The organism is Candidatus Phytoplasma fraxini (assembly GCF_038024965.1).
Taxonomy (GTDB): Bacteria; Bacillota_I; Bacilli_A; order Acholeplasmatales; family Acholeplasmataceae; genus Phytoplasma; species Phytoplasma fraxini.
This window is the reverse complement of record NZ_CP146843.1, coordinates 1-20069: the sequence shown is the minus strand read 5'-3', so window position 1 is coordinate 20069 and position 20069 is coordinate 1. Positions and strand designations below refer to the sequence as shown.

Sequence of the window (20069 nt, the reverse complement as noted above, 5' to 3'; positions counted from 1 at the left end):
ATTATTGTAATTTGTCTTAACTAAAATTTATTGTAGCAAGAATCTTCTTTTTTACAGAGGAACAGAGGTTTTTAATTAAACAATTTTTTAAATAAAAATGTATCTATGTTTTATACATGATGCATTTTTTCTTTATTTTATTTAAAAAGTATTTTTTGAATTATTTTAGTTAGAAATATTTTGGTGGATTATGAAAATATTGGTTGTACAAGATAAAGAAAAAAATTTACGCTTAGATCTTTTTTTAAAACAAAAATTAAAAATTACTAGAAATCATTGTTATTCTTTGATTCGTTCAGGTGAAGTGTTTGTTAATGATGTCAAAGAATTAAAAAAAAGTTATCTTGTTAAAGAAAATGATATAATAAAAGTGCCAATTATTGAACCAAAAAATTTAATAAAAGGTTTTAAACCTATTAATTTGAATTTAAAAATAATTTATGAAGATCAATATTTAGCTATCATCGATAAACCTTATGATTTGATAGTTCATCCTTCTCATAGTTATTCAGGTATCACTTTAATTAATGGGTTATATTATCAAATGAAAGATTTTCTAATTTCAGATAAAGATAATGATAGGCCTGGTATTGTGCATCGTTTAGATAAAGATACTACAGGTTTAATTATTATCGGAAAAACAGAAGAAGCAGTAACTAAGTTACAAAATTTAATTCGTCAAAGAGGTATTCAAAGAATTTATTGGGCTATTGTTTATGGTTATTTAGGTTATGATTACGGGAAGATTGATTTACCTATCAAAAGAAGTACACATAATCGTTTAAAAATGGAAGTTTCTTTTTCAGGAAAACCTTCTGTTACCCATTTTCAACTTTTAAAAAAATTACAAGATTTTTCGCTCTTAGAATTAAAATTAGAAACAGGACGCACACATCAAATTAGAGTTCATTTGTCTTATTTAAAACACCCAATTTATGGTGATTGTTTATACAGCAATAAGCAACAAGCGATATCTCAACAAATGTTACATGCTAAAAAATTAGATTTTATTCATCCTTTTACTCATAAACAATTACAATTCGAAATTCCTTTGTCTTTGCATTTTCAGAAATTTTTAGATAATTTTTAATTGAATAAAATTTTCAAAATATTATTTTATTTTATCTATCTAATAAAATATAAAAAAAGTCTATTTTATTAGATGGATAAAAATTTTAAATATTAATTTTCCAAAACATAAAATAATCAAAGGTAAGTATTATATGTATTTACAAGAAATGAAAAAGAAAATAGAAAAAGTTTTAAATGACAAGTATCTACTTTCAATAGTTTTACAAATTAATTTCAAAGAGGATAAGTTTGATTTTTTTTTACCTTTATTTAAATATGTGTCAATTTTAAATAAAACAACATTAGAAATTTTTGAAGATTTTAAAAAAACACTAGTACAAAACAAAGAAATAGAAAATATTTTTTTTCAAAATAGTTTTTTGAATATTAAATTAAATAGAATTTATTTTGCTCAAAAGATTTTGTTAAATGTTGTACAAAGCGGTGATAATTATTGTCAGAGAGAAATGAATCAACAAACAGTAGTTTTAGATTACTCTTCGCCTAATATAGTTAAAAATTTTTCTATTGGACACTTACGTTCTACAATTATTGGTCATTCTTTAACAAAAGTTTATCAAAAATTAGGTTTTAAAACAATTAGTATTAATCATTTAGGTGATTGGGGAACACAATTCGGAAAAATGATTGTAGCATATCGTAAATGGGTAAAACAAGAAAATATGTTAAAAGATCCTATTAGCGAATTACAAAGAGTTTATGTTTTATTTCATCAAGAAGCTTTAAAAGATGAGACTTTAAATGAAGAAGCTAGAAAAATTTTTTATCTTTTAGAAAATAAAGATAAAGAAGTAACTGATTTATGGCATTTTTTTAAAAAGATTTCTTTAAAAGAATTTCATAAAATTTATGATTTATTAGGTGTTTCTTTTGATTATTATTTAGGTGAATCTTTTTTTCATGATAAAGTTATTGAATTATTAGAAGAATTAAAAAACAAAAATTTGATTATTTTAGATGATGAAGCTTATATTATGGTTTTAGATAAAGATATACCACCAGCTTTAATAAAGAAAAAAAACGGCAGTACGCTTTATTTAACAAGAGATATAGCTTGTGCCTTGTATCGTTATCAAAAATTTCATTTTGAGAAATGTTTATATGTTGTTGGCAACGAACAAAAATTACATTATAAACAATTACAATTAGTTATAAAAAAAATGGGTTTTAATGATTTAAAGTTAGAACATATTAATTTTGGTTTAATTTTATTTCAAAATACTAAAATATCCACAAGACAAAGCAATTCTTTTCGGTTGATTGATATTATTGAAAAAGCTCAAGCAGAAGTAAAAAACATCATAAAAAATAAAAAATTTAGTCAAGAAAAGATTGATCAAATTTCTCAAAAAATAGCTATTGGTGCCATTGTTTTTAATGATTTAAAAAACGATCGTCATTTAGATATAGAATTTAATTTAAAAACAATGTTAAAATTCGAAGGTAATACAGGTCCATATTTACAATATACAGTAGTTAGATTTAATTCTATTCTTCAGCAAATAGCATTCGATGATAATGTCTTTATACAAAACAACTTAAATGTTTATTATAAACCATTTCATTACTATGTTTTGATTCGTTTAATAGATCAATTTGATTCCATATTGGATAAAGTTCAAGAAACTAATATGCCGAGTATTTTAGCTAGATATTTGTTTCAATTAGCTAAACATGCTAATAAATTTTATGAAAAAGAAAAAATTGTTAATGTTGAAAATTTGAAATTACAATATGCTAATGTTTTGCTAATTAAAAGTTTTGTAATTGTTTTAAAAGAAGGATTAAAGATTTTAGGAGTTCCTATTTTAGAACAAATGTAAATAAAAATATTATAAATTTAAGATATATACTATAAAAATAATAAATATTAAATTAAAGAAAAGGTTTTATGATGAATATTTGTTTGGATTTAGAACAAAATTCTAATGATTGGCATGATCATAGAAAAAAATATATTAATGCGTCAGAAGTATCTATAATTATGGGTTTAAATCCATTTGAAAATAAAAAAAATCTTTTAAAAAGAAAACTTTTTGATGAAAAAATAGAAGATAATGAATTTATGATTTACGGAAGAGCTTTAGAACCATCAGCTAGGCTTTTTTTTAACGACATTAATAAAAAACAATTTAAACCTATGGTTTTTGTAAAAAAATTTTTATCAGCTTCTTTAGATGGTTGGAACGATGAAAATAAAAGTTTATTAGAAATTAAATGCCCTAAGTTTTTAAATTCTAATACTTGGAAAAAATTTTTTCTTTATGATGAAATTCCTATGTATTATTATGCGCAAGTACAAGCACAAATTTATTGTTCTAATGCTGAAAAAGCTTTTTTTTTAGTATTCGGTAATTATCAAAATGCTAAAGTTAAAGAAGTTCCTAGAAATCAGTTATTTATTAACAAAATGTATAAAGAGTGTTTGGAATTTTATGAAATTTTAATAGACTTTAAAGAAAAAATGAAACAATTAAGTTAATGATTTTTTGTTTAAATAAAAAAAATTATTAAACAAGGTAGCAGTGCGCGTTAGAAAATAACAATTATTTCTAAAAAATTAATTATTTATAAATTAAAAAAAGAGACATTATTTTAATTGTCTCTTTTTTTAATTTATAAAAACAAATAAATATCAAAAAAACTATTTGAATTTATTAATAATTTCAAATTATAATTTCCTTTTTTGATACAAATAAACAAAAGAAATATATTTTATTAAAGAATAAAATGTTTTTATATGTATAATTTAATAAAAACATAAAAGATTTTAAAATTTTTAAAGATTTAATTCAATTAAAAATAGAACACTTAATTTTTTTATAAATCTTTTAAAACTTTTATAAAAATTTTGAAATGAAATGAGGCATTGAAAATAAATATAATTATAAAATTTGTTTAAAATTGTATTACACAATAATTTCAAAAGTTTATTTTTTTAATTTAAGAAAGGTTAAAACATTTTATGAATGATAAAAATTTAAATATAAAGACCAAATTTAATTTTAATAAAAAAATAATAATTATTGTATCTTTATTAATAATTTCGGTTGCAATATGTTATTTTTTCATAAAAGATTATTTGGATACTTCTAACCAAAATGATTCAGACAACAAAAATCAATATAATTCCACTCCTTTAACTTTTAAACAATATATACCAGAGGAAGGAGAATTAGTATTTTTCACTTTTATTTTAAATAAAAATGATAATAATATTTTAAAACAACAAAATAATTTTCGAAAAGCTATATATCATGCTATAGATAGAAATAAATTAAAAACAGATAACCCATCATTGACTATAGAACCTACCTCTCTTTTATTCAATCAAAACTTTTATTATAAAAATCCAGCATATTTTCCTTGTCCAAAGATTCCTTTTCAAGCATCTGAACCAACTTATACAAACGATGATTTATGTCATTATGGTTTTAATTTTGATAAAGCTTTAAATTTATTAAAATACAGTTGGGATTCATTAACAGAAACACAAAAATCACAAAGTTATAAATTTAAATTCTACATCGATCCTGTGTTTAATGATGATTTACCAAAAATTTATGAATCGAATTTTATTGATAATATTATTCAGCAAATAAATAATTTATTTGAAACATTTATAAGTCAAAATAATTTACACAGAAATTCATTAATAATAGAAAAAGATATAACAGACCAACAAACAAGAGAAAATATGGATATAAACATTGACATTGTTCCTCCTCAAGATGAATATAATGCAGAAGATTATTATTGGTATTGTATAAATTCTTATAGTCATTATTTAACAGATTATAATATTCCGATAACATTTGATTTTTCAATGTTAAAAGATTATTTATGCAAACAAGAATCATCGGGGAAAACAATAAAGCCTGAATTTTTTCAAGGCAAAACTAAAGAAATAAATTTTAAATATGATACATTCTATTCTGGAATATCACGTGATACAGGGTTGTATAAAGACACTTTAACTAATTTTTTCGACTTTTATTGTGCAAATATTTTAGATTTATTACCACGAACAACTATTCCAAAACAAAATTCTGATGAAGAATTAAAACAATTAAGAGAAAAACTTTATGAAAAAATATTTTTCTAAAATTAATTTAAGAAACATTATTTTAATTTGTATTACTTTTTATTTTATTGTTTTTATATTAGATATATTAAATGAATATTTTTTAAATCCACAATTAGAACAAAACATATATAAATTTCAAAAATTCAATAAAATTGTTTTTTTTATTAAAATGGATATTTTAAGAAAAGTAGATACTTTGTTGAGGCCTATTTCAACTTTATTGTTGTTAGGATATTGGGGTGAAAGATTTTTACAAGATACTTCTTCTCCTAACAAATCTATTTCTAATAAACAAAAATCTCAATTTACTTTCCAAGATGTTGCCGGAAACGAAGAAGAAAAAGAAGAGATGCGTGAATTAATTGATTTCTTACAAAATCCTATTCAATATGAACAAATAGGCGCTTCTATTCCAAAAGGAGTTTTATTAGAAGGTCCTCCTGGAACAGGTAAAACTTTATTAGCAAAAGCTTTAGCTGGTGAAGCTCGAGTACCTTTTTATGCGGTTAGTGGCTCTGAATTTGTAGAAATATATGTTGGTGTAGGTGCCGCAAGACTTAGAAAATTATTTCAAGAAGCTAAATATAATGCTCCTTGTGTAATCTTTATTGATGAAATAGATACTATTGGTAGTAAAAGAGGAAAAGATATAGGTAATTCAGAAAGAGAAAATACTCTAAACCAACTCTTAACTGAAATGGATGGTTTTACTACTTCTAAAGGAATTATTATTATTGGAGCTACTAATAGAGCTGATATGTTAGACCCTGCTTTATTAAGACCAGGAAGATTTGACCGTAAATTTACTGTTGGTTTACCTGATATTAAAGCTCGTGAAGCTATTCTTAAGGTTCATGCAAAAAATAAAAAAATAGATGCTAATATTGACTTTCATCAATTAGCTCAACAAACACCAGGCATGAGTGGTGCTGACTTAGCCTCTGTTTTAAATGAAGCTTCTATTTTAACTATTCGAAATAAAAAAGAATTAATTACTAATGAAGAATTATATGAAGCAATTGATCGAGTGTTAATGGGGCCAGCTAAGAAATCCCGTAAATATGATGAAGAAGAAAAAAAAATGGTAGCTTATCATGAAGCCGGACATGCAGTTATTGGTTTAAAATTAGAACATGCTCAAAAAGTACACAAAGTCACTATTATTCCTAGAGGAAATGCTGGTGGCTATAATTTAATGTTGCCTGAGAAAGAAACTTTCTTTTCTTCTAAAAAAAGAATGTTGGCGAATATCATTTCTTATTTAGGAGGAAGAGCGGCAGAAGAACTAATTTTTGATGATATTTCTAATGGAGCTTATGGAGATTTTAAAGCTGCCACTCAAATAGCGACCAAAATGGTAACTAAATTAGGGATGAGTGATTTAGGTCCTATTCAAACTCAAGACAATGTTTTTTATAATGACGAAATAGTTAAAACTGAAATTAAAAAAATAATAGATGAATGTATGAATATAGCCAAAAAAATTATGAAAGAAAACAAAGATTTATTAGATAAAATAGCTAATTTATTATTAAAACAAGAAACAATCAATAAAGAAGAAATAGAAAAATTAGTTTAAATGTTAAAATATCTCGATAAAATAAAATTATTTCATAAATTAAATATTAAAATTTTTTTTACAGTTAAAATATATTATATACAATATATTTTTTAAATTTATTTTCAAAAATTTGTTTTAAAAAAATATAAAAAATAATTATAATTTTAAAATTTGAAAGGTTTAACAATAAAATTATGAAAGTCGGAATTATAGGCTTACCTAATGTCGGAAAATCAACACTATTTAATACAATAACAAATATGCAAGTATTAGAAGCGAATTACCCTTTTGCAACCATAAAACCTAATGTTGGTATCGTAGATGTTCAAGATAAACGTCTTAATTTTTTAGCTAATTTATTTCAATCTCAAAAAATTATAACAACTCAAATTCAATTTATAGATATCGCAGGCTTAGTCAAAAATGCTTCTAAAGGAGAAGGTTTAGGAAATCAATTTTTAAATCATATCAGAGATGTTGATGCTATTTGTCATGTAGTAAAATGTTTTGAAAACCCAAACATTATTCATGTTAATGATAAAGTAGATCCGATCGAAGAAAGTGCTATTATTGAAACAGAATTAATTCTGTCAGATTTAGAACAAATTGAAAAACGTTTATCTAAACTTATGAAACAAAAAAAACCTTCTCTAGAAAAAGAATTATTAGAAGAAGAATTATTAAAAAAAATAAAATTTCATTTAGAAAAAGAAAATAATATTAATAAAATTTTTTTAAACGATCAAGAAAAAAAAATAATTAAAAATTTTAATTTATTGTCTTTAAAACCTATGATTTATATTGGTAATTTCGAAGAAAAAGATTTATCAGATTTAGAAAATAATTCTTTTTTTCAACAAATGTCCAAACACGCTACAAAAAAAGAAAGAGAATTTATTCCTATTTGTGTTTTATTAGAAAAAGAATTATCTATTTTAAAAAAAGAAGAACAAAAAAATTTTTTATCAATATATAATTTAAAAAATAATGCTTTACAAGAAATTATTCAAAAAAGTTATAAACTTTTAGGATTGCAAACTTATTTCACAGCAGGCAAACAAGAATCAAAAGCATGGTCTTTTCTTAAAGGCATGACCGCTCCTGAATGTGGCGGTATAATTCATAGTGATTTTGAGAGAGGTTTTATTAAGGCAGAGGTTTGTCATTTTGAAGATTTAGCACGTGTTCAAAATTTTAATAAAATTAAACAACAAGGACAATTGCGTTTAGAAGGTAAAAATTATATAGTTCAAGATGGAGATATCATTACTTTTTATTTTAATGTTTCTAAACAAAAAAATAATAAATAAAATGTTTATAAATTATTTCGTAATTTATTTTAGGAGAACAATATTATGGAAAACCAAAATTATAAAAATACTTTGTTAATGCCTTTTACCAATTTCCCTATGAAAGGAAATTTAAGCCAAAAAGAAGTTGAAATAGAAAAAAAATGGGAAGAAATTGAATTATACAAAAAAAATTTAATAAAAAACAAAAATAACCCTTGTTTTTTTCTTCATGATGGCCCTCCTTATGCTAATGGGGAAATTCATATAGGACATGCTTTGAATAAAATTTTAAAAGACTTTATAATACGTTTTAAAACGATGCAAGGTTTTTATACTCCTTATATTCCAGGTTGGGATTGTCACGGTCTACCTATCGAAACAGTTATATTAAAAAAATATTCTAAAGATAAATTAGCTTCTAAAAAATTTTTTTTAAATAAATGTAAAGAAATAGCTTTAACTTTCGTAGAAAAACAAAAAAAAAATTTTAAAAGACTGGGTATTTTAGGACAATGGGATCAACCTTATTTAACCTTGAATAATTCTTTTATAGCTGATCAAATACGTATTTTTGGTAAAATGATTAATAATAAATTAATTTTTAAAAAATTAAAACCTATTTATTGGTCTCCTTTTTTGCAATCTACCTTAGCTGAATCAGAAATAGAATATCAAAATCATCAATCTTTATCTATTTTCGTCCTTTTTCCACTTTTGAATATAAATTTAAAAGAAAATCTTTTCGCAGATGCTTCTTTAATAGTGTGGACAACAACACCTTGGACTTTACCAGCTAATGTAGCTATTTGTATTCATCCAAACCAAGATTATCAATTAATACAATTAAATAACAAAAAATATATCATAGGAGCTTCTGTTTTAAATAAATTAAAAGAAAAATTTCAATGGTCCGATATAACAATTATTAAAACTTTTAAAGGTGTTATTTTAAATGATTTAAATTACGAAAATAAACTTTTCAACAAGAAAGGGAAAATTGTTTTAGATACTTTTGTTTCAGATAAAGAAGGAACTGGAATAGTGCATATAGCTCCTGGCCATGGACATGATGATTTTTTATTAAGTGAAAAATATCATTTAGATATTTTATTAAGTGTTGATCAAAAAGGTTTTATGTCAGAAATTGCCAATAAATACCAAGGAATATTTTATCAAAAAGCAAATCCTATTATTGTTGAAGATTTAAAAAAACAAAATCTATTAATTAATTCAGAAATATTAAATCATTCTTATCCTCACGACGAAAGAACAAAGAAACCAATTATTTTTTTTGCTATTCCACAATGGTTTTTAAATATCGAACAAATCAAAACAAAATTATTATCAGAGATCAAACAAATTCAATGGATTCCGGAATGGGGTCAAATTAAAATGTTTAATATGATCAAAGATAGAAAAGATTGGGTTATCAGTCGTCAAAGAACTTGGGGTGTTCCAATTCCTATTTTTTATACAGAAGATGGGCAACCTATTTTAGATAAAAATATAATAGACCATGTAGCTAATTTAATAGAAGAACATGGCAAAGAAATTTGGTTTGAATGGGATGCTTCTCAATTATTACCTGTAAATTATACAAACCCCCAAAGTCCCAATAATATTTTTCAAAAAGAAACCGATATTATAGATGTTTGGTTTGATTCTGGAACTTCTTATAATATTTTAAAAAAATTATATAATAATTATAATACAGCTGATGTTTATTTAGAAGGAGCAGATCAATATCGAGGTTGGTTTAATTCTTCTTTAGTTACTTCTGTATCCGCTTTCCAAAAAGCACCTTATAAAACAATTGTTACTCATGGTTTTGTTTTAGACGGAAAAGGTCAAAAAATGAGTAAGTCATTAAATAATGTCGTAGATCCTTTACAAATTATAAAACAAAAAGGTGCTGATATTTTAAGATTATGGGTTGCTAATATTGATTATAATGTGGATGTGAGATTAGATAATAACATTTTATCTCAAACAGAAGAAAAATATAAAAAAATAAGAAATACTTTTCGTTTTATGTTAGGTAATTTAAATAATTTCAAACCTTATCAAGAATGTTATATTCCGTTAACAAAAAGACCATTATTTCACCAATTATTTTTTTTAGAATTCCAAAATATTTATCTCCAAATATTAGATTTTTATGAAAATTATAACTTTGATAAAATTATGAGTTTATTATATCCTTTTATTTCCAATAAAATAAGTGCTTTTTATTTAGATTTCAACAAAGATATTTTATATATTGAAAAAGAAAATAATCAAGAAAGAAATATTATTCAATCTAATATATACGATATTTTAATTGCTTTATTAAAAATTTTAACTCCTATTATTCCACATACAACTTCAGAAGTATATCAACATTTATCTTTTAATGCCAAAGAAGATATCTATTTAGAATCAATTCCACAAAAACAAGAAATCCAAGAATCCTTGGCTATTCATTATAAAAATATAAATTTTCATCAAAAACAAAATCATTATAAATTGTTTTTTAATTTTAGAGAAAAAATTTTAAAAAAATTAGAAGAATCTAGAACAAAAAAAATTATTAACAAATCTTTACAAGCTAAATTAATTTTAAAATTACCAAAAGAATATATGGAAATGCTAGATAATTTAGAAATTAAAAACAAATTAAATCAATTGTTAATTGTTTCTCAATTAGATATAATAGAATCAAATTCTTTAGATATTAATATTACAACAGCTTCAGGCACTGAATGCCCTAGATGTTGGAATATTATAAAAAACAAAAATGTAAATAATTTATGTTGTCGTTGTTCAAAATATTTCGAATAAGAAAAATAAAATAAAGGAATATAGAAATAAAAATAAACATCAAATGAAAGACAAAATCCTCAACATGTCACAAAATTATAAAAATTTTAATGATAAATTTTTCACCAAAAAAAATATTAAAACAATTTTTATATCTTTATGTTTAATAGCAATATATAGTTTAATTGATGTTATTTTTATGAGCGGTGATTACACAACCACAATATATACGACAGGTATCCATGGTATTGGCGACGCTATTGCGAAAATTTTAATAAAAATTAAACCTGATTATTTCACAAAAAATACCGCTTTTAATGGTTTATTTGCCGCTATGTTTTTTGGTTGCGTTAATTTCTTTTTATTTACTTTTATTTCTTTTCCTAAATTAGATTTAAAATTTAGTATAAATTCTTTAATTAATACTATAGCTTTTGTTATTTTCTTATTTATGTTTACTTTTTTAATAAATACAAACGAAGGATGTTTACACTTTTTAAGTAATTGTTTTGGTTTGATCAAAAAAGACAGTGGTTTCGGATTATCTTTATTAAGAGTTATTATTGTTTCTATTTCTACAAGTTTAACTATTAGTTTGTGTATTAAACAAGGCAGTTCTACTGGCGGAATAGATATTATAGCTAAATATTTATCTGTTTATAAAAATAAAAATATATCTTTTTATATTAATATATTAAATTATATTATAGCTATATGTTCGATTACTTTTTTATATATTTATCATCGAAAACTAGATTATATTTCTTTATTATTAACTTTTATCAAATTATCAATAACTTCTTATATTGTATATTTAGTCTTAAATAAATTTAAAGATAAATATAATAATTAAAAATAATAATTTTCTAAATATGAAAGAAAGTTTTAATTGAAATATGAAAAACATTCTTGACAATTTCAAATTTTATATCGAACACGAACTATTATTATCTCCGAACACTGTTGAAGCTTATTTAAATGACATAAAACAATATTTAAATTTTATAACTTTTAATTTAAAAATAAAACAAATAAATAAAATAACACAAAAAGACATTTCTTTATTTTTAGAAAATATAACTAATTTACATAATATAAGTAGTAGAAGTTTGGCAAGAAAAATTATTGTTATCAAAAAATTTCATTATTTGTTATTTTTAGAAAAAAAAGTCAATTATAATGCAACTCTTATTCTAAAAATACCGAAAATAGAAAAAAAATTGCCACTGGTTCTATCTTTAAAAGAAGTTTTTTTATTTTTAAAATGTATCCCTGATAAAAAAAATATTTCATGTTCTTTAAGAAATCAAGCTTTGTTTGAATTAATGTATGGTTCTGGTTTAAGAATATCAGAAATCTTAAATTTAAATCTAATCGATTTACATTTACAAGAATTTTACATTATTATCAAAGGGAAAGGTTCTAAAGAAAGAATGGCCCCTATTACTAAACATTCTACACAAATATTAAAGAAATATTTAAAAAAGGTGCGTCCTGAAATTGCAAAAAGAAAAACAAATACCTTTGTTTTTTTAAATCAAAACGGCGAACATTTAACAAGACAAGGATGTTATAAAATTTTTAAAAAAATAGCCAAAAAAGCTAATTTAAGAGTTGAATGTTCGCCACATACACTTAGACATTCTTTTGCCACTCATTTATTAGAAAATGGTATAGATTTAAGAACTTTGCAACAGATTTTAGGTCATGAAAATATTTCAACTACTCAAATTTATACTCATATTACACAAAAATATTTAAAAAAAGCATATTTAAAATATCATCCTAGAGCTTTATAATTTTATCTGATCAAGAGGTCTTTGTTTTGTGAAAAATAATTATTTAAATTTGTTCATTTATGAAGAAAAAAATGCTTTAAAAGAAGCAAAACATAATTTAAAGGATTTATGTCAAAAACAAAATTATCAATTTTTATTTTTCTCTATCCAAGAAGATAATTATATGACGATGGCTAAAAATATCGCTAAAGAATTATTTACTGGTTCTTTTTTATATAATAAAAAAGTTCTTTTTATAGAAAATATTTCTTTTTTATTTTTTAAAAAAAATATCAATTTAAAATTTTTATTAGATTTTTTTGGCAAACCCAACAAAAATATTATCATTCATTTGAACGAAACAAAACAAAATAATTTTCCAGAAGATATACAAAAAAAAATAAATATTAATTTCAATATTAAAAAAAAATATAAATTAAATGATCAAAATTTATTTAATTATATTAAAAACAATTTTCAACAAGAAGGTTTCACAATACATCCGAATGTCATCTCTTTTTTACATAAAAAAACTAAAAAAAATTTATCTTTATTAAAACAAGACATTCAAAAAATTAAATTATATTATGCATCTATATCAGATAAACAAATTAATAACATCGAAATTATAAAACAATTGATATTTATCAAAGACGAAAATATATTTTCGTTTATTAAATCAATTATAAATAATTCAAATGCAAAAGATAGTTTTTTATTATTAGAAAGTATAATAAATAACAAAAAAGATCCCGTCTATATCATTTATCAAATTTTACACAAATTGCAAGATATGATTTTGTTGCAACATTTATTAAATGAAGGAAAAACAGAAAACGAAATTAGTAATATTTTGCAATATCACACAGAAAAAACTTTTTTTTTAATAAAAGAAATGAAATTTTTATCTATCAATAAAATAAAAAATTTACTTTTAAAATTTATTAATTTATATTACAAAATAAAAAAAGGACATATAAACGGAACACAAGGTTTAAAATTTCTTATAATAAATCGTATTTAAACTTAATACAATTTAATCTCAAAAATCAACAAAGGAACTTAATCAAAGTTCCTTTTCTTTTATCACAAGAAGTCAAAATTAAAGTATTTCAATTTAAAGTAATAACCATTAATATTGCTTTAAATCAATTTATATTAATTTGTCTTACATTTCGAGCATCAAAACCAAATAATGCAACAATCCAAAACCTGCAAAGCTAGGTTATGTTTTGCCTTTTTCAATTAAAAACTTATTATTAAAAAAAATTAAAACCAAAAGAGAAATAACAAAATGCAAAAGCAAAAAACGAATGAGTTAAAAATGATAAATATTTATCTTTTGATCAAAAGAAGAAAACAAAAACTTAAACTTATTTAAACCTTATCAAACTAGCAAATTATTATCTTTTAATAAAATCATAGGAACGAATATGATGTCCTTGGCATCTAGAAAACTTGTAATAAAATGTAAACTAACTCGATTACTAATTTTAAATTTTATAAAATAATTTATTATATGTTTTAATTATTCATTATTATTTATAATAATAATGAATATATTTTATATAAATATATTTTCAAATTTTCTTATTAAAATTTAATATACAAAAATTATTTTATTATTTTAAATTTTATACAAACTAAATAAATAATAATTTCAAAAAATCTTTCATTTGACACAAATATTAAATTTAAATTAATGTAATCAGGTGGTTAAAAAAATGTCTATAAATTTAAAAGAAGAAGCTTTAAAAATTCACGAAAAATATAAAGGTAAATTAGAAATACAAAATAAAATAAAAATTAATAATTTACAAGATCTAGCTTTAATTTATACTCCAGGAGTAGCAGAACCTTGTCTTGAAATAAAAAAAAATCCTGAAAACGTTTATAAATATACAACAAAAGGAAATAATGTAGCTATTATTACCAACGGGACAGCTGTTCTTGGTTTAGGAAATATTGGTGCACTAGCTTCAATTCCTGTAATGGAAGGAAAAGCAAGTTTATTCAAAACATTCGTTAATATTGATTCTTTTCCTATTTGTATTGACTCTGAAGATCCAGACGAATTTATTAATATCGTTTCTAAAATATCATCCATGTTTGGAGGAATTAATTTAGAAGATATTAAATCTCCAGAATGTTTTTATATTGAAAAAAAATTAAAAGAAAAATTAAATATTCCAGTTTTTCATGATGACCAACATGGAACAGCTATTGTTGTTTGTGCTGGGATTTTGAATGCTTTAAAAATAGTTAAAAAAAATATTCAAGATGTTGAAATAGTTATCACGGGTATAGGTGCCGCAGGAATAGCTATAACTAAAATGCTTCTTCTATTAAAAGTTAAAAATATAATTTTAGTAGATAAAGAAGGTATTATTAGAAAAGATTGTCCTTGGTTAAATGAAGCTCAAAAAGAGATGTCTTTAGTAACTAATTTAAAAAACGAAATAGGTTCTTTAAAAGACGCTGTCAAAAACAAAGATATTTTTATTGGTGTATCAAAACCTAATATCTTAACTGCTAAAATGGTTTCTACTATGGCGCCTGATTCTATAGTATTCGCTTTAGCTAACCCTGTTCCTGAAATTATGTATGATGAAGCAAAAAAAGGTAACGCTAGAATAATTGCTACAGGACGTTCTGATTTCCCAAATCAAATAAATAATCTTTTAGCTTTTCCTGGAATTTTCCGTGGTGCTTTAGATGCGAAAGCAACTCAAATTACAGAAGAAATGAAAATAGCTGCTGTTCATGCTTTAGCTTCAGTTATTAAAGATTCAGAATTACATGAAGAAAATATAATACCTTCTATTTTTGACAAAAGAGCAACTGAAATAATAGCTAAAACTGTTGCTAAAATAGCTATAGAAACTAAAATGAATAGAAAATAATATTAATCATTCAATTTAAATTTTAAATTGAATTCATGAAAATAAAAAAAATTATTAAACAAAAATTAATTTAAATCTAAACCTAATTTTTGTTTAATTTCTTTTAATTTCTTTTCAGCCATAACCTTAACTTGTTGAGTTCCTTTTTCTAAAATTTTTTCTAAATTATTTTGTTTTTGTAAATCATAAAAATTTGTTTGAATAATTTTAATTTCTTCTATTAAAACATTAGCTACTTCTTCTTTAAAAGCTTTATAAGAAAATTTTTGAAAATATTTTACAGCTTCATTTAAAGTACAATTTGTTAAAGAAGAATAAATAGTTAAAAGATTACTTAAACCGGATTTTTTTTCTAAATCATATTTAATATTATCTTCTGAATCAGTAATGGATTTTAAAATTTTTTTTCTTATATTTTCTAAATTTTCTAAAAGAAAAACACAACCCTTATCATCATAATTATTTAAAAAAGAACTTTTGCTCATTTTTTTTTGAGGTTCAATCAAAGATTTAATCATAGCTCCTAATTGCAAAAATTCTGGTACAACAAAAGTATCACCATACAAATTATTAAAACGTTTAGCTAAAGAACGTATTAATTCTAAATGTTGTTTTTGATCTTGGCCTACAAGAACAACATCAATATCATAAAGTAAAATATCAGAAGACATTAAAAGTGGATAAGTAAACAGAGAAACTCTAACTTCTTTTAAAGAATGTTTTTTTTCTTTAAATTGGATCATCCTATTCAATTCCCCTAAATAAGCATTAGATTCCATTATATAATGCAAATAAGTATGTTGATTTATTTCTGATTGAATAAATAAATTTGTTTTTTCTAAATTTAATCCCGAAGCCAAAAGAAGATATATTATTTCGCGAATTCTTTTTTTTAATATATTTGGTTTTTGAAAATTAGTTAAAGAATGTAAGTCTGCGATAAAAACATAAAAATCATATTCTTCACTATATTTATTTTGAAATAAAATTAAAGGTTTAATTATCCCTAAATAATTGCCTAAAGTTAATTCTCCTGTTGGTTTAATAGCTGTGATTAATCTTTTTTTTTTAAAAATTATTTTTTTCATATTAGCCTTTTTTATTTATTTTATTTTTTTTGTTTTTTTATATTTATTTTTATATTTATTTTTTTATTTCTTTTTTTATTATTAAAATATTTTTCATTAAATTTATTTTTTAACAAAAAAATTTTAAAAAACAACAAACTGAAAACAAAACATAAAATAATTATTCTTGTAAGAACCCATATTTTATTATCATCACATTTGAATAATACTGTACCATGTATATTACATTGAATATTAGGATAAGGTAACCAACAATTTTCGGGATGTTGGCTTTCACATGAACCATTCATAAATAATAATTGAAAATAAAACCACATTAAATATAATAATGGGTGTAAAAGAACAAAGAAAAATCTTTTAAAATCTTTAAACGAAAAAGGAATGAAAAAGAAAAAAAGAATAAAATAAAATAAAGGTACTAATACATGTTGTGAAACACTAATAATATTTTTATTCAAAAAAATATTTACTTTTGTGTCTCTTTTTTTTATGTCTTGATAATCTTTAATTTCTTGATAAACTTTAATTATAGGATGCCGATATTTTCCGACTTTTTTATATGTGCTCAAAAACAAATTAAAAACAAAAAAAGTTAACAAAACATTTACTAAAACTAAAAAACAAAAAAAAGAAATTTTTTTTTTTTTTTGTTGTTTTTAACAAAATAATTAAAATTATTAAAACAGTCAAAATTGTATGATTTGTAAAATATTTAAAATATTTTAAAAATGTTTCTATAATATTTTTATCTTTATATATTATTTTGTTTATAAAATCAGCTATAACTGTATATAAAGTTAATAACAATATAAAGAAAAAATAAATTTTTGTTTTAAAACCGAATGAAGAAAATAAAAATTCTACATTTTTTTTGTTTTTTTTTGTTTTAGATGATAACATACATATAAAAATCCTTAAAGTGAATTAATTATTTAAAATGAAAAGAAAAAATTAAATATAAAATTGTTTCATCTTCTTCGTTCATAATAAGAAATGGTTTTGCAGGGTTTTCGAAAAAAAATATAATTTCTTCTCCTTGAAAAACTTTTAAAATTTCTTCTAAATATTTAACATGAAAAAAAAGTTTTGTTTGTTCTATAAAAGAAAATTGTAAAATTTCGACTTCTTCCAAAGCATTTCCTATTTCTTCACTATCAGAATAAATTTCTAATTTATTATTTAGATAAATTCTAAATTCAACAACATTATCCAAAAAATTTTTTTCTTTAGGTAAAAATAAAGAAACTCTATCTAAAACTTTAATTAATTTATTTCTATTTAATTTAAAAAAATTAACTAAACTTTCTTTTTTTAAAAAAGGTATTTGTGGATAATTTTCTTCTAAAAGAGGTGATTGAAAAAACAAAGAACTTGTTTTCAAAAAAAATTTTTGTTTTGTAATTGATATTTGAACATTTTCATCTTTTTGATGTTCTAAAAGTTTAATTAATTCTTCTAAATTTTTACCAGGAATAATAATATCAAAATCATGATAATCTATTTTTAATTCTATTTTTTTTTGTCCTAAACGAAAAGAATCAGTGGCTGTAGTAATTAAAAAAGGAGCTTTATAAACAAAATTAACACCAGTCAAAACATTTTTGTGTTTTTCTTTAGAACAAATAAAACTTATTTCTTTAATTATTTTTCTAAATAACTCTGTTTCTATTTCGAAATAATTTTGATAATCGAAATCAAAATCAACCGAAGAGAAATTATTTAAATCCATCAATTTCAATTTATATTGAGAAAAATCATTTTTAATAATCAAAAAATTATCTTCTACAGAATTCATTTTAATATCAAGATAATCTATTTTTTTAATAATATCAATAAAATTTTTACCTAATACTAATAAACTTCCTTCTTCTTCTATTCTTAAACTTTCATCTTGTATCTTTATTTTAACAGCGATATGACTATTATTAATTTCTAAAAATAGAGCATCTTCTTTTAGCTCCAATTTTATACAATAATACATAGGAAAAAAAGTTTTTTGAGGAAGTATTTTTTGAATTTGCATTAAATAATGTAAAAAAACTTCTTTTTTTATTTCGAAATTCATATTTCAATTTCTTATTTTCCTTAAAATAATTTAAATTTCTTTAATTATTTATTTTTTTTAAAATAATTTCTATTACTTGTTTTAATTCTGGATTTTGTTCAATTTTTTGTTCAATTTTTTTATAAGCTTTTAAAATGGAAGAATATTTCTTTTCAAGAACAAAACTTATCATCTTATAAGAAAAATTATTCAATTTTTTTAAAAAATAAATAGTAATATGGCGTGGTAAAGTAAATTTTGAATTTTTTTTCTTACTAATCAAATCTCTAACATTAATATTATAAAAACTACTTATTATATTTTTAATTTTTTCACAAGTTATTTCTTCTTGAGTAACAATTTTTTTAGTTTTTAATAAAGGTTCTAAAGCTTCTTTTGTATTTTTTAAATTAATTTCTAAATTATAAATTTGAAAATAATTAAAAAGTCTAAACAAAGCTCCTTCCATTTCTCTTATATTATCATAAAAATTAGTCGAAATAAAATTTAAAATTTCTTTTTTTAATCTAATACCCGCATCTTTGAACGTAAATATTTTTTTTTTTAAAATATCAATACGATGTTTAGCATCAGGTTTTTTAATATCTACCACTAAACCTGCTTTAAAACGATTAGTCAATCTTTCCATAATATTTTTTAATTCTGAAACGTTTTTATCACTCGTAATTACTATTTGTTTTTTATTTAAATTAAGATAATCAAAAAGTTTAAAAAATTCCATTTGTGTTCTAGATGCTTCTGACATTATTTGGATATCATCAACTAAAAGAACATCGAGACTTCTATATTTATCATTGAATTCATCTATTCTGTTTTGTCTTAATTTATTAGTAAAATCTTCAATAAATCCATCTGCTTTGATATATAAAACTTTTTTATTAGGATTTTTTTTGAAAATATAATTTCCAATAGCTTGCATTAAATGTGTTTTTCCTAAACCAACAGAACCAAAAATATACAAAGGATTTATTTCTACTTTTTCCGAACTAGCAATTTTTTTAGCCATTTCAAAAGCAAAAACATTGCTTAAACCAGAAACAAAATTTTCAAAAGTATAATTTGATTCTAAAAAACCTTGGTGATAATTATTAAAATCATTTTTTTTATTTTCTTTTTCTTCATTTTGGATTTCTTTTTTAGTAACTAATTGAAAAAATATTTTTTCTTGTGAATATTTTTCAGAAATTTCATTTATTTTACTTAAATAAATTCGTGAAATTTTATTTTTAACAAATTCATTATCAACTAAAATAAAAAAAATTTCATTTTTTGTTTTATATAATTGTATATTAGCAAAAGTTTCTTCAAAAACTTTTTCGCTATAAATAAAAGATAATTCTTTTAAAATATGCTCCCAAATTTCCTTATTTAACAATTTTTTATCTTTCATTTGAATTTACCTTT

Annotated in this window: 15 protein-coding genes; 11 read left to right on the top strand and 4 right to left on the bottom strand. The window is 21.9% G+C overall.

The window, feature by feature from the left end; all coding sequences use genetic code 11:
* Positions 1-190 precede the first annotated feature (190 nt).
* The 11 genes from AADV48_RS00075 (at position 191) to AADV48_RS00025 (ending at position 15512) form a co-directional block, all read left to right on the top strand.
* On the top strand, positions 191-1090 hold the full coding sequence (locus AADV48_RS00075; protein WP_341266583.1) for an RluA family pseudouridine synthase: 900 nt from the start codon (positions 191-193) through the stop codon (positions 1088-1090).
* Between the two features lie 133 nt (positions 1091-1223).
* Positions 1224-2915: an arginine--tRNA ligase gene (argS, locus tag AADV48_RS00070; RefSeq protein ID WP_341266582.1), complete on the top strand. Its 1692-nt coding sequence runs from the start codon at positions 1224-1226 to the stop codon at positions 2913-2915.
* 71 nt (positions 2916-2986) lie between these two features.
* The gene (locus AADV48_RS00065) at positions 2987-3574 is read left to right on the top strand and encodes a lambda-exonuclease family protein (protein WP_341266581.1); all 588 of its coding nucleotides are present in this window, start codon (positions 2987-2989) and stop codon (positions 3572-3574) included.
* 483 nt (positions 3575-4057) lie between these two features.
* On the top strand, positions 4058-5197 hold the full coding sequence (locus AADV48_RS00060; RefSeq protein ID WP_341266580.1) for a hypothetical protein: 1140 nt from the start codon (positions 4058-4060) through the stop codon (positions 5195-5197).
* Complete coding sequence (ftsH, locus tag AADV48_RS00055) at positions 5178-6758, top strand: ATP-dependent zinc metalloprotease FtsH (protein ID WP_341266579.1); 1581 nt, start codon at positions 5178-5180, stop codon at positions 6756-6758. The genes AADV48_RS00060 and ftsH overlap by 20 nt, the downstream gene beginning before the upstream one ends.
* 176 nt (positions 6759-6934) lie before the next feature.
* Positions 6935-8050, top strand: a complete 1116-nt coding sequence (gene ychF, locus AADV48_RS00050; protein WP_341266578.1) for a redox-regulated ATPase YchF — start codon at positions 6935-6937, stop codon at positions 8048-8050.
* A gap of 45 nt (positions 8051-8095) precedes the next feature.
* Positions 8096-10852 carry an isoleucine--tRNA ligase gene (gene ileS, locus AADV48_RS00045; RefSeq protein WP_341266577.1) on the top strand — a complete coding sequence of 919 codons (2757 nt, stop codon included), beginning with the start codon at positions 8096-8098 and terminating at the stop codon, positions 10850-10852.
* 43 nt (positions 10853-10895) lie between these two features.
* The gene (locus AADV48_RS00040; RefSeq protein ID WP_341266576.1) at positions 10896-11684 is read left to right on the top strand and encodes a YitT family protein; all 789 of its coding nucleotides are present in this window, start codon (positions 10896-10898) and stop codon (positions 11682-11684) included.
* A 43-nt stretch (positions 11685-11727) separates the two neighbouring features.
* Positions 11728-12630: a tyrosine recombinase gene (locus AADV48_RS00035; protein ID WP_341266575.1), complete on the top strand. Its 903-nt coding sequence runs from the start codon at positions 11728-11730 to the stop codon at positions 12628-12630.
* Between the two features lie 28 nt (positions 12631-12658).
* Positions 12659-13633 carry a DNA polymerase III subunit delta gene (gene holA / locus AADV48_RS00030; protein ID WP_341266574.1) on the top strand — a complete coding sequence of 325 codons (975 nt, stop codon included), beginning with the start codon at positions 12659-12661 and terminating at the stop codon, positions 13631-13633.
* 706 nt (positions 13634-14339) lie between these two features.
* Positions 14340-15512 carry an NAD(P)-dependent malic enzyme gene (locus tag AADV48_RS00025; RefSeq protein WP_341266852.1) on the top strand — a complete coding sequence of 391 codons (1173 nt, stop codon included), beginning with the start codon at positions 14340-14342 and terminating at the stop codon, positions 15510-15512.
* A gap of 65 nt (positions 15513-15577) precedes the next feature.
* On the opposite strand, the gene trpS is transcribed toward AADV48_RS00025, so the two are convergent.
* The 4 genes from trpS to dnaA form a co-directional block, all read right to left on the bottom strand.
* Positions 15578-16600: a tryptophan--tRNA ligase gene (trpS, locus tag AADV48_RS00020; protein ID WP_341266573.1), complete on the bottom strand. Its 1023-nt coding sequence runs from the start codon at positions 16598-16600 to the stop codon at positions 15578-15580.
* A gap of 20 nt (positions 16601-16620) precedes the next feature.
* Complete coding sequence (locus AADV48_RS00015) at positions 16621-17169, bottom strand: hypothetical protein (RefSeq protein ID WP_341266572.1); 549 nt, start codon at positions 17167-17169, stop codon at positions 16621-16623.
* A 359-nt stretch (positions 17170-17528) separates the two neighbouring features.
* Positions 17529-18665, bottom strand: a complete 1137-nt coding sequence (dnaN, locus tag AADV48_RS00010; protein ID WP_341266571.1) for a DNA polymerase III subunit beta — start codon at positions 18663-18665, stop codon at positions 17529-17531.
* 40 nt (positions 18666-18705) lie between these two features.
* On the bottom strand, positions 18706-20055 hold the full coding sequence (gene dnaA / locus AADV48_RS00005; RefSeq protein WP_341266570.1) for a chromosomal replication initiator protein DnaA: 1350 nt from the start codon (positions 20053-20055) through the stop codon (positions 18706-18708).
* Between the last annotated feature and the right edge of the window lie 14 nt (positions 20056-20069).

Bases quoted from the DNA above. Each gene is read 5' to 3' on its own strand.
- AADV48_RS00075 (WP_341266583.1), top strand. From the start codon at position 191: ATGAAAATATTGGTTGTACAAGATAAAGAAAAAAATTTACGCTTAGAT.
- argS (WP_341266582.1), top strand. From the start codon at position 1,224: ATGTATTTACAAGAAATGAAAAAGAAAATAGAAAAAGTTTTAAATGAC.
- AADV48_RS00065 (WP_341266581.1), top strand. From the start codon at position 2,987: ATGAATATTTGTTTGGATTTAGAACAAAATTCTAATGATTGGCATGAT.
- AADV48_RS00060 (WP_341266580.1), top strand. From the start codon at position 4,058: ATGAATGATAAAAATTTAAATATAAAGACCAAATTTAATTTTAATAAA.
- ftsH (WP_341266579.1), top strand. From the start codon at position 5,178: ATGAAAAAATATTTTTCTAAAATTAATTTAAGAAACATTATTTTAATT.
- ychF (WP_341266578.1), top strand. From the start codon at position 6,935: ATGAAAGTCGGAATTATAGGCTTACCTAATGTCGGAAAATCAACACTA.
- ileS (WP_341266577.1), top strand. From the start codon at position 8,096: ATGGAAAACCAAAATTATAAAAATACTTTGTTAATGCCTTTTACCAAT.
- AADV48_RS00040 (WP_341266576.1), top strand. From the start codon at position 10,896: ATGAAAGACAAAATCCTCAACATGTCACAAAATTATAAAAATTTTAAT.
- AADV48_RS00035 (WP_341266575.1), top strand. From the start codon at position 11,728: ATGAAAAACATTCTTGACAATTTCAAATTTTATATCGAACACGAACTA.
- trpS (WP_341266573.1), bottom strand. From the start codon at position 16,600: ATGAAAAAAATAATTTTTAAAAAAAAAAGATTAATCACAGCTATTAAA.
- dnaN (WP_341266571.1), bottom strand. From the start codon at position 18,665: ATGAATTTCGAAATAAAAAAAGAAGTTTTTTTACATTATTTAATGCAA.
- dnaA (WP_341266570.1), bottom strand. From the start codon at position 20,055: ATGAAAGATAAAAAATTGTTAAATAAGGAAATTTGGGAGCATATTTTA.